Raw genomic sequence first — 10,825 nt, 5'->3', positions numbered from 1 at the left:
TCACGCCCCGCGCGGGGGGCCGCCTCGGTGGGCATGCCGCCCCCCAAGATCGCGGGGGGGCCGGGGTGGGCGCCACGTGGCGCCCACCCCGGTTCGCGGTCGAGGGTCAAGCGGCAACGGGGCGTGGATCGGCGAGCGGGGTCGCCAGACGCCCAGTGCGGTACAGGCCGTACAGGGCGGCCGCGCAGGCGAAGCCGAGCACGCACAGGGAGATCCACGGCAGCGCGGGCATCCCCGCCCCGCGGGCCGCGTCGAGCGCCACGCCGGTGAGGAGGTTGCCGAGGGTGATGCCGATCCCGCAGATGGTGTTGTAGAGCCCGTAGTGAGTCGCGACGAGGCGGTCACCGCAGAGACGGACGATGGTGTCCATCTCGAAGGGGTACGCGATCATCGTGCCGACCGCCAGCAGGAGAGCCGCGAGCGTGGGCGGTACCGCGGCCAGCAGCCACAGGCCGGCACCGGACTCGGGGACGGGCAGTGCGGTGGCCGACAGCAGGGGCACGAAGGCCAGGCCCATGGTCACCAGTCCTCGGGCCAGTGCCTGGCCCGGCTCGTACCGGGCCTTGCACCAGGCGGTCACCCTGGTCTGGCCGACGATCGTGCTCAGCCCGGAGACGGCGAAGAGCATCGCCACCGCCGCCGTGCCGAACTGCCCGTCCCCGCCGACCCGCCGTACTTCCAGCGGCAGTGCGAGATAGACCTGGAAGGAGAGCACGTAGGAGCCGATCATGGCGCCGGAGAAGAGCAGGAACGGACGGTTGGCGAGGATGCCGCGCCACTGGGTGAGGACGCCCTCGCGGTCTTGTTGTTCCTCGCCCTCGGGGTCGTCGGCGCGCCGGGTGGGCAGCGCACGGATCTGCACGACGCTCAGCAGGGCGAAGATCCCGGCGGCGACCAGGCAGGTGATGCGGAAGTCCACCCCGGTCAGCACCATCCCGACGAGCGGGCCGAGCAGGATGCCGGCCTGGTAGAAGACGTTGAACAGTGCGAACGCCTCGACCCTGCGCTCCCCCGCGTCGGCGGCGAGATACGCCCGGACCGCCGGGTTGAACAGCGCCCCGGCGAGCCCCGTGGCCGCGGAGGCCGCGATCAGCGCGGCCAGCGAGTCGACCAGGCCGAGCGTCGCGAAGCCGACCGTGCGCAGCACGCATCCGGCGACGATCAGCGGCTTGTAGCCGAAACGGTCGGCGAGCGTCCCGCCGACGAGGAACATCCCCTGCTGGCTGAAGTTCCGTACGCCGAGGACGAGTCCGACGACCCAGCCGGCCAGTCCGAGCGTCCCGGAGAGGTGAGCGGCCAGGTAGGGCATCAGCATGTAGAAGCCCAGGTTGATGGTGAACTGATTGACCATCAGCAGCTGGACGCTGCGTTCGTAGGTGCGTACCTGTGCGAGGGCGCCCTTCACCGGCCCCCCTCCACGGACTCCAGGGTGAGCGGGTCGACCACGGTGGCGCACCGCGTCCAGTGGGCCACTTCCTTCTCGTCCACGCGCCCGATCACCTCGGGTTCGGGAGCGGGAGGGGCGTCGAGCAGACCGTGGGCGGCGCAGTAGTCGTCGTCGAACACCGTCCCGAGGTAGCGCTGCGGACCGTCGGGGAAGATCGCCGCGATCCGGGTGTCGGCGGGCAGGGTACGGGCCAGCCACCCTGCGACCAGGGCGACCGCGCCCACGCTCCACCCGCCGGTGGCGTAGTGCGAGCCGGCCAACTGGCGGCAGGTCCACACCGCGTCGGCCGGGGCCACCCAGTGGATCTCGGAGAAGGCGTCGTAGGCGACGTTGCGGGGATAGATGCTGGACCCCAGGCCCCGCATCAGCCGCGGCCGGGCCGGCTGGCCGAAGATCGTGGAGCCGATGGTGTCGACGCCGACCACCTCCAGCTCGGGATAGAGCTGCTTCAGCACCCGGGAGACGCCGGCGGAGTGCCCGCCCGTGCCCACGCTGCACACCAGGACGTCGATGTGGCCCAGCTCAGTGGCCAGTTCCAGGGCGAGCGGGGTGTAGGCGGTGGTGTTGTCCGGGTTGTTGTACTGGTCCGGGCACCAGGAGTCGGGGTGCTGTGCCATCAGCTGCTGGACGCGCTCGCGGCGGGCCTGTTGCCAGCCGCCGGTGGGGTGGGGTTCGGAGACGACGTTGACCTGGGCGCCGTACGCGGTGAGCAGCCGGGTCATGGACGTCTCCAGGCCCGGGTCGGTGACCAGGGTGACCGGATGGCCGTAGACCATGCCGGCCAGGGCGAGGCCGAGTCCGAGGGTGCCGCTGGTGGACTCGATGATCCTGGCGCCGGGGCGCAGGTCGCCGCGGGCGCGGGCCCGCTCCACCATGTGCAGGCCGGGCCGGTCCTTGATGCCGCCCGGGTTGAAGCCCTCCAGCTTCGCCCAGAAGCCCCGGTCCGGGGGTGTCAGCGGCTGGGACACCCTCAGCAGAGGTGTGTTGCCCACCAGCGCCGACAGGGCGGACCGGTCCGGCAGGGCGGCGGTGTTCGTCAGTGACTGCATGTCTTTCGCTCTCGCTCGATGAATGCGCGGTGCGTGCTCATCTCGCGCCACGGCCGCATGGCGGACGGTCGTTGTCCGTCCGAGGTCGTGGAGCCGTGGCGCGGCAGCCGTGCGGTGTCGGCTGCGGGCGGGAGGTCTAGATGCGCCACCGCGAGGTGCGGACGAGCGCGGATCTGCCCGTATGCCGCGTGCGGAAGCGATACGGCCGACGGTAGACGGGCCGAGCGCCCAGGGCCCCGATGACGCCGGCGGGCAGGGTCGCCCCGGCGTCGGCAGGGGGATGGTGGGCGGCCTGGGCCGTCGTCCGGGCGGCCCCGTCCAGGGCGCAGTGCTCGTTCCCGTGGTGTCGGTGCGGCCCGTGGGGCACCACGTCGCTCGTCACCGCCGGCCAGGCCGATGCCGTGGCTGCGGCGGTTGCCTGGCGGTCCGGCTCTGCCAACTGGCCATGTGCGACGGCGCACAGGCCGATCAGCACGAGCAGGACGCCCGACAACAGAGCGACGAGTGGGCGTGGCAGGCGCGAGTCGGGCACGGCCCGCAGGGCGCGCGCGGGCGTACGGGAATGTGTCGGCACTGGTCCTCCGTGCGCCGGCTCCCTCTTCGGCCATGGCGGCAACCACGACAGAGGAGGAGGCGGCAAGCAGGGGTGGGGGTGGACGGCATCGACGATCCAGATCCGGCGCACGTCCAGGTGCGCGGGATCCGTTGCTCGTCGTGCGAGCCGGCGAACCGTCCCCTCACCCTGAGTCGGTGACGGGGGTGGCCGGAACAGCCGGAGGACGAAAGAGGACTCCGGCTTCTAGACCTGCTGAACCACGGCCAGTCTCAGGGCTGTCGACGACGTGGCGGACAGCACCGACTCGTTGGACCCTGGCTTGTCCAAGACGCGCCCGACGGTGGCCGATTCGCTGACCGACACTGCAAAGCACGGCGGTGTCAGCACCGGGCCCTGCTGCGGCTGCCCGGAGACGCAGTGCTCGCTCGGATGCGAGGAGCCGTGGCCCTCGTCCGAGTCACCTATCGCGACCGGCCGGGACACAGCCCGCTCGCCCTCGGCGTCGAGAACCTCCTCGTGCGCTGCGGCAGCAGGCGCCGCCGCGCTGGTCACCAGGTGCCCTTTGACGCTCTCGGCGCTCAGTCCGTGCGTGAACACAACACCGGACAGCAGTACGGCCATGACCAACACACGGAGCAACGGGCCCGCAGAAACACGGGCCCGCACCATGCGCGGGAGTGACCGAGCCGTAATCACGCCGTGATACTAGCGGTTCATAGACCTCGATCCGACGACTCCCGCGCAACATCACGTCAACGAGCCAAGCACATGACCGGTTTGCTTCGGCGAGCACTCCGGAGGGGAACCTCTGCGAGCACGGGCGAGCTTCTAAAACTAATCTGCTTAGCAGATACTGAGTCCTCCCCCACCCCGATGCGTACTAGCTCCTGGCCGCCAACCACTTGCGCGGCCCAGCGGGAGACTTACACGGAAGGGTGGACATGGGAACTCTGGCTCTGAGCTGGTCCATAGCGGGGGTCGCCGCACTGGTCGCCGCCGTCAGCGCGGTCCGGGTCGTGACCACGAGCGGCGCGGGCCGGTACGCGGCGGGCGGCGATCTGCTCATGGGAGTGTGCATGGCCACGATGGCCCTGCCCGCGACGGCCGCCTGGTACGGGGGGTACGGGTTGTGGTGGGCGGCGGCGTTCGCCCTCCTCGGGCTCGGCGCGGTGGCCCTGGCCGTCAAGCACGCGCGTGAACGCGGCTGGAAGGAAGGCCGCCACTGGGTGCACCTCATCGTCGGCAGCGCAGGCATGGTGATCATGACGTTGGCCATGACGACGACCGCGTCCGGGCCTGTCCTCGCGCTGGGGCACGGCCACGGTTCCTCGATGCCCGGCATGCCAGGGATGTCAGGCATGCCGGGGATGGAGGATGCCGCGAGCATGCAGCACACCGGCGGAACGGAGGGCATGGCCGGCATGGAGTCCATGCCGGGGATGGACATGGCCGACATGAGTGCGCACACGTCTGCCGCCGGAGCGGACGCATCGTCGTCGCCTTCCGTCTGGCGTCTGGTGATCGCCGCGCTTGCCGTCTACTTCCTGCTGTCGATCGCCGCTTCGGTCTGGGCCCGTATCCGCGGCGCCGAACGGACCGTTCTCACGGCCGGCCGCGAGAACGGTCGGCACCGCAACTGGAGCCACTGGCTGCTCTCCATGCCGGACACGGTCGTGGTGTTTCTGGCGTCGCTGACGCTTTCCGTCTGGGACAAGGCCCGCGCAGCGGAACGGGGCCGCCACGGCGGTCGTCGCGGCAGGGCCGGCGCCACCCCGGAGGCGGCCCTCGCGGCTCACATCGGCATGGGCGGAACCATGTCGGCCATGCTGCTGATGATGGTCGCGTAACGGCCGGGGCTCCCCCGAGCTCCACAGCGGCCATCAGGGGCCATCAGGGGCCATCAGGGACCGGGAAATCGTGGGCGGCCCCACAGTTCCGGAATACCCCTAGGGGGTATATGGTTGACCCGCTCGGGAGGAGCGGGGATGAGCCCCTCCCGGAGCGTCGTCCACGCATCGACTTCCGAGGATGAAAAGCGATGACCGACCAGAAGAACTCCGGCTCCTGCTGCTCCACCGCCGGCTCGTGCCACTCGAGCGCCTCGACCGATACTCAGGCCGGCGCAGTCACCGCCGTCTACAAGGTGTCCGGCATGACCTGCGGGCACTGCGAGGGCGCGGTCTCGCAGGAGATATCCGAACTGAACGGCGTCACCGCGGTCACGGCCGTCGCCGAGACCGGTGAGGTGACGGTCACCTCTGCCGCCCCGCTCGACGAGGCGGCCGTCCGCGCCGCCGTCGACGAGGCGGGCTACGAGCTCGTCGGCGCGGCGTGATCCCGTCCGGGGTCAGGCAGCCCCGGGCCACGCGTTTCCCTCCACGCCGGGACGTGCCGCTCCGCTGATACGGACGCCGTACGTCCCCGGCCTTCCCCAGGAGATTCTCCATGACCAGCACGGTTCCCGAGATGACACGCCCCGGTGCGGCGCCCCCGTCGGCGCCTGCCTCCGAGGTAGAGCTCTCCATAGGTGGCATGACCTGCGCCTCGTGCGCGGCCCGCATCGAGAAGAAGCTCAACCGCATGGACGGTGTGACAGCGACCGTCAACTTCGCCACGGAGAAGGCGAAGGTCTCGTACCCGGACGACATCGAGGTCGCCGACCTGATCGCCACCGTCGAGAAGACCGGATATACGGCCGAGGAGCCGCCGCCCCCGACTCCCCCGGCCGGCGGGGAAGGCGACGTGCGGGCAGCACACCCCGCCGCGGACGGGGAGCTGCTCTCCCTGCGACAGCGTCTGTTCGTGTCTCTCGCGCTCTCGGTGCCCGTCGTCCTGATGGCGATGGTCCCGGCCCTGCAGTTCGACAACTGGCAGTGGCTGTCGCTGACTCTCGCCGCTCCGGTCGTCGTGTGGGGCGCGTACCCCTTCCACCGGGCCGCCTGGACGAACGCCCGCCACGGTGCCGCGACCATGGACACGCTGGTGTCCATCGGCACGCTCGCCGCCCTGGGCTGGTCGCTGTGGGCGCTGTTCTTCGGGCACGCCGGCATGCCGGGCATGCGGCACGGCTTCGAGTTCACCGTCTCCCGTTCGGACGGCTCCTCCTCCATCTACCTGGAGGCCGCGGCCGGGGTGACCGCCTTCATCCTCGCCGGGCGCTATCTGGAGGCGAAGTCCAAGCGCAAGGCAGGTGCCGCGCTGCGAGCGCTGCTGGAACTGGGCGCGAAGGATGTGACGGTGCTGCGCGGCGGCACGGAAGTGCGCGTCCCCGTCGCGCAGTTGGCGATCGGCGACCGCTTCGTCGTACGCCCGGGCGAGAAGATCGCGACCGACGGTACCGTGGTCGAGGGCGCGTCGGCGGTGGACGCCTCCATGCTGACCGGCGAGTCCGTGCCGGTCGATGTGGGCGTCGGGGACGCCGTGACCGGCGCGACGGTCAACGCCGGCGGGCGGCTCGTCGTCGAGGCCGCTCGGGTCGGGGGCGACACCCAGCTCGCCCGCATGGCGAGGCTCGTCGAGGACGCGCAGAACGGCAAGGCCGAGGTGCAGCGCCTCGCCGACCGGATCTCCGGCGTCTTCGTCCCCGCGGTCCTGCTGATCGCCACGGCGACCCTCGGGGGCTGGCTGGGCGTCACGGGTGACGCGGCCGCCGCCTTCACGGCCGCCGTGGCCGTCCTGATCATCGCCTGCCCGTGCGCGCTCGGGCTCGCCACGCCCACCGCCCTCATGGTCGGCACCGGCCGCGGCGCCCAGCTCGGCATCCTCATCAAGGGCCCCGAGGTGCTGGAGTCCACACGCCGCGTCGACACGATCGTCCTCGACAAGACCGGCACGGTCACCACCGGCCGGATGCAGCTCCAGGACGTGTTCACCGCACCGGGTGTGGACAAGGACGAACTCCTGCGGCTGGCGGGCGCGTTGGAGCACGCCTCCGAGCACCCGATCGCCCGGGCCATCGCGACCGGCGCCGTCATGGGGGTCCCCCCGCTCGAGCGAAGCCGAGAGCGGGGGAGGGTCGGCAGCCTGCCGGTACCGGAGAACTTCGAGAACGTCGCCGGGCTCGGCGTACAGGGCGTCGTCGACGGGCACGCCGTGCTCGTCGGACGCGACAAGCTGCTGACGGAGTGGGTCATCGAGCTGCCCCGAGAGCTGGCCGAGGCCAAGGCCGCGGCAGAGGCGGAGGGTCGTACGGCGGTCGCCGTCGCATGGGACGGCGAGGCGCGCGGTGTCCTCACCGTCGCCGACGCGGTGAAGGAGACCAGCGCCGAGGCGGTGGCCGAGCTGCGCCGACTGGGTCTGAAGCCGGTTCTCCTGACCGGCGACAACCAACGCGTGGCCGAGTCGGTCGCCCGCGCTGTCGGCATCGACGAAGTCATCGCCGAAGTACTGCCTCAGGACAAGGTCGACGTGGTCAAGCGGCTGCAGGCCGAGGGCCGTACGGTCGCCATGGTCGGCGACGGCGTCAACGACGCGGCCGCCCTCGCCACCGCCGACCTCGGCCTGGCCATGGGCACCGGCACGGACGCGGCGATCGAGGCGGGAGACCTGACCCTCGTACGAGGTGACCTGCGGGTGGCCGCGGACGCCATCCGTCTGTCCCGCAAGACTCTGGCCACCATCAAGGGCAACCTCTTCTGGGCCTTCGGCTACAACGTCGCGGCCCTGCCGCTCGCTGCCGCCGGCATGCTCAACCCGATGATCGCCGGTGCCGCGATGGCCTTCTCCTCGGTCTTCGTCGTCACCAACAGCCTGCGCCTGCGGTCTTTCAAGTAGCCCCTTCGAACCGCACACCCGCCGCCTGGTCTCTGCCCGCGAGGGGCCTTGGCCAGGCGGCCAAGGCATGATCAGGCCGCGAGCAGTCGGGGCGACGCCGGATCAGGGCCCGCACGCCACCAGGAGCGGCAGCAGCGGCGCCACGACAGTGGCCGCGACCACGCCCAGCCAGGTCGCGCGGTGCGGCCGGGGCTGCGGAGTGAGCACGCGCCGGAGCCTGATCAGGGCACCTGCCCCGCCGGCCCCCAGGGCCACCGACGGCACCCGCCCTGCTGCCACCTCGCACATCGCGGTCGCCAGCGCCTCCCGCGGATGGAGCCGCAGGGCATGGTCGTCCGCGATCATCTCCACCAGCAGTGCCGTCTGCTCCTTGGCGTGGCGGGCCAGCGGCAGTCCGGGGAAGGCCCGGGAGAACGCGTCCGCCAGCAGGTGGAGCAGGTGGTGCCTGCCGTCGATGTGCGCACGCTCGTGCTCCAGGACGGCCCGCAGCTGTTCCTCGGACAGGGCGTCCAACGCGCCTCGTGTGATGACGACTCGACAGTGGCGGCCAGGCAGGCAGTAGACGGCGGGGGCCTTGTGGTCGACGACGGTGGCGTCGTACTCGGGTGCCGGGTCGCCCACGAGGGTGAGCAGGTCGAGGTGGCGCTGTCGCGCCCTGCGTGCCTGCCAGGAGCAGGCCACGAGCCAGCCGAGCGGCAGCAGCACGATCGCAGCGGGCGCGGCGAGCGCCAGGGCCTGCGGCAAGGAAGGTGCGGGACCCGCCAACGGGGCGCCGACGGCGAGACCGCAGGCGCTGAGCAGCCCGACGAGGCCGCCGTGCGCGTGATGATCGGCAAGGAGCAGGTGATACGCCGCGAGCGTGACGGTGAAGACGAACGTGACCATGAGCCCCTGCCACGCGAGGACCGCGAGGACCGGAGCGCGATGCGCCCACGCCGCCCGGGACAGCAGGGACGGCACGAGGGCGCCCACCACCACGGCGTATCCGGCCAGGACCGCGGCTGTGCTCATGCTTCGCTCCGCCTCTTGACCGCCCGGAGCGCCGAGCGCAGGGCGTCAGCCTCGTCGGGCGTCATCTGTTCCACGAAACTGACCAGAGTGCCTGCCGGGTCCGGGTTGCCGCCGAGGGCCTGCTGCATCAGCGCCGCCGTGTACTGCTGCCGGGTGCAGGTGGGCTCGTACACCCAGGCTCTGCCCTCTTTGCGCCGCTTGAGCATGCCCTTGTGGTGAAGGATGTCGGCCACGGTCTTGACGGTGCTGTAGGCGAGCGGCCGCTGCTTGTTGATGTCGGTCAGTACGTCGCGTGCGGTCGCCGGACGCCCCCAGGCCCACAGACGGTGCATGATCTTTGCCTCCAACTCACCCAGCTGACGCACAGCCACTCCCCTCTCCGGTACTCTGAACGCCAATCAGCTTAGTAGATCAGTGGAAGTCGGCCGTCTCTCAGCAGGGCCCGCAGCCCTTGAGTTCTGCCGGAAGAGCTGATCCGGAACGACCAGTGACGGAGTCCCATGGTGAAGGTGAGCCGGTGCGTACGCGCGGGAGGCGCCCTCGGGCACCTGCTGCTCGTCGTCGTGCTCGCCGTGGGCGTCTTCGCGATGCACACCATGGGACATCCCGGTGAGTCGTCCAGCTCGGCCATGACCACCGCGTCCCACTCGACAGCGATGGATCCGGCTGCTTCCGGCCACGATCCGATGAGCGCTCCCGCCGACCGGAGCAGAGAAGGTCACGCCACGAGTACGGCAGGCTCGACGTCCTCGCACGAGCCCGCCATGGCCATGGACATGGTTTCTCTGTGCGTGGCAGTCCTGTTCGGTGCGTGGGCGCTCGCCACGCTTCTCAGGTCGGCGTTCACCCGTCGCCAGGAGTGGCCGGCCAGGCTTCTCGCCCAGGTCTCCGCCGTTCTGCGGCACATTCCCCCTCCACGCGGCCCCGATCTCACCCTCTTGTCGGTTCTGCGGCTGTAGGCCGCATCGCTCTCGCGGGCGCGCACCACGCGCGGAACCGCGACTTCGCCTGCACCGAAACAGCCAAGAACCGACAGCACAAGGTGAATCAACCATGACTGCCCTCACGCATGCCCTGCGCCGCAAGCACGTCCGCCGCGCCGCCGCCGTAGGCGTCGCCGCCGCCGGCGCCCTGTTCCTCTCCGCCTGCGGCGACAACGGCGACGACATGAGCGGGATGGACCACGGCAGCGGCAACAGCTCCGCCTCCGCCTCGGCGACCGCCCAGGCCGGATCCTCGAGCTTCAACGACGCGGACGTCACCTTCGCGCAGATGATGATCCCGCACCACGAGCAGGCCCTGAAGATGGCCGAGCTCGCCGACGACCGAGCCTCCGACTCGGAGGTGAAGGACATCGCCGCGAAGATCGAAAAGGCCCAGGACCCCGAGATCAAGACCATGACGGGCTGGCTGAAGTCCTGGAACAAGCCGACCGTCGCGGAGTCCATGCCCGGCATGGATCACGGCAGCGGCGACGGCATGATGTCCGACGCGGACATGGAGCACCTCACGTCCTTGAAGGGCGCCGAGTTCGACAAGATGTTCGCCGACATGATGATCGAGCACCACAACGGCGCGATCAGCATGGCCGAGGACGAGCAGAAGGACGGCAAGAACGCCGACGCCGTGAAGATGGCGGGCGGCATCGTCGAGGGCCAGTCCTCCGAGGTCGAGCAGCTGCAGAGCATCGTCGACAGGCTCTGAGTCCTCCCGACGCGAGCCGCCCTTTCGGCTCGCGTCGCCAGCCAGGCGTCCGGGTTCCGCAGCGCAGCGTTCGTGCTGCGGAACCCGGACGGCCGCCCGCCCCCTCAACCCGCCCGGTCGCCCGCCCCTGGCGCGCCCCGGCCCTCGGCGCAGCGTTCCTGCACCGCGACAGCCAGGTCACCCACGCGCAGCTAGTGCCGGATCAGGCAACGTTTGCCCTGTCGACGACGGCGCGTAGGCGCCGGTCGTCGGCATGGCGGTTTCGCCAGATGATGTAGCGGCGGA

The 10,825-nt window shown here is 70.8% G+C and carries 11 protein-coding genes and 1 pseudogene; 5 read left to right on the top strand and 7 right to left on the bottom strand.

Going from position 1 to position 10,825, the window contains the following annotated elements; translation table 11 throughout:
* Positions 1–106: 106 nt before the first annotated feature.
* The 4 genes from AB0J04_RS43870 to AB0J04_RS43855 form a co-directional block, all read right to left on the bottom strand.
* Positions 107–1,405, bottom strand: a complete 1,299-nt coding sequence (locus AB0J04_RS43870; protein WP_363174318.1) for an MFS transporter — start codon at positions 1,403–1,405, stop codon at positions 107–109.
* Positions 1,402–2,496: a PLP-dependent cysteine synthase family protein gene (locus tag AB0J04_RS43865; RefSeq protein WP_363174317.1), complete on the bottom strand. Its 1,095-nt coding sequence runs from the start codon at positions 2,494–2,496 to the stop codon at positions 1,402–1,404. The genes AB0J04_RS43870 and AB0J04_RS43865 overlap by 4 nt, the downstream gene beginning before the upstream one ends.
* A gap of 136 nt (positions 2,497–2,632) precedes the next feature.
* Positions 2,633–3,070 carry a hypothetical protein gene (locus tag AB0J04_RS43860; protein WP_363174316.1) on the bottom strand — a complete coding sequence of 146 codons (438 nt, stop codon included), beginning with the start codon at positions 3,068–3,070 and terminating at the stop codon, positions 2,633–2,635.
* Positions 3,071–3,295: 225 nt separating this feature from the next.
* Positions 3,296–3,673 carry a hypothetical protein gene (locus AB0J04_RS43855; RefSeq protein WP_363174315.1) on the bottom strand — a complete coding sequence of 126 codons (378 nt, stop codon included), beginning with the start codon at positions 3,671–3,673 and terminating at the stop codon, positions 3,296–3,298.
* Between the two features lie 320 nt (positions 3,674–3,993).
* Here AB0J04_RS43855 and AB0J04_RS43850 point away from each other — a divergent pair, with 320 nt between their 5' ends.
* The 3 genes from AB0J04_RS43850 to AB0J04_RS43840 all read left to right on the top strand — a co-directional run bounded on the left by AB0J04_RS43850 (position 3,994) and on the right by AB0J04_RS43840 (position 7,825).
* Positions 3,994–4,899, top strand: a complete 906-nt coding sequence (locus AB0J04_RS43850; protein WP_363174314.1) for a DUF5134 domain-containing protein — start codon at positions 3,994–3,996, stop codon at positions 4,897–4,899.
* Between the two features lie 191 nt (positions 4,900–5,090).
* Positions 5,091–5,387, top strand: a complete 297-nt coding sequence (locus AB0J04_RS43845) for a heavy-metal-associated domain-containing protein (RefSeq protein WP_363174313.1) — start codon at positions 5,091–5,093, stop codon at positions 5,385–5,387.
* Positions 5,388–5,497: 110 nt separating this feature from the next.
* Positions 5,498–7,825: a heavy metal translocating P-type ATPase gene (locus AB0J04_RS43840; protein ID WP_363174312.1), complete on the top strand. Its 2,328-nt coding sequence runs from the start codon at positions 5,498–5,500 to the stop codon at positions 7,823–7,825.
* A gap of 102 nt (positions 7,826–7,927) precedes the next feature.
* On the opposite strand, the gene AB0J04_RS43835 is transcribed toward AB0J04_RS43840, so the two are convergent.
* Positions 7,928–8,836, bottom strand: coding sequence for a M56 family metallopeptidase (locus AB0J04_RS43835; protein WP_363174311.1), 909 nt, complete (start codon positions 8,834–8,836; stop codon positions 7,928–7,930).
* Positions 8,833–9,201 (bottom strand): BlaI/MecI/CopY family transcriptional regulator, encoded by a 369-nt coding sequence (locus AB0J04_RS43830; RefSeq protein ID WP_363174310.1) that lies wholly within the window; start codon positions 9,199–9,201, stop codon positions 8,833–8,835. Before AB0J04_RS43830 ends, AB0J04_RS43835 begins: the two co-directional genes overlap by 4 nt.
* Positions 9,202–9,336: 135 nt before the next feature.
* On the opposite strand from AB0J04_RS43830, the gene AB0J04_RS43825 reads away from it, so the two are divergent.
* Together AB0J04_RS43825 and AB0J04_RS43820 are read left to right on the top strand one after the other, a co-directional pair.
* Entirely contained in the window at positions 9,337–9,795 is a 459-nt protein-coding gene (locus tag AB0J04_RS43825; protein ID WP_363174309.1) for a DUF6153 family protein, read from the top strand.
* A 94-nt stretch (positions 9,796–9,889) separates the two neighbouring features.
* On the top strand, positions 9,890–10,540 hold the full coding sequence (locus tag AB0J04_RS43820) for a DUF305 domain-containing protein (protein ID WP_363174308.1): 651 nt from the start codon (positions 9,890–9,892) through the stop codon (positions 10,538–10,540).
* 202 nt (positions 10,541–10,742) lie between these two features.
* Here AB0J04_RS43820 and AB0J04_RS43815 read toward each other — a convergent pair.
* Positions 10,743–10,825: pseudogene (locus tag AB0J04_RS43815) on the bottom strand (transposase); the annotation flags it as partial.

Origin of the sequence: Streptomyces sp. NPDC050263 (genome assembly GCF_040655955.1) — a bacterium.
GTDB lineage: Bacteria > Actinomycetota > Actinomycetes > Streptomycetales > Streptomycetaceae > Streptomyces.
Note: the sequence above shows the minus strand (reverse complement) of the source record. Positions and strands in the feature narration are given on the sequence as shown.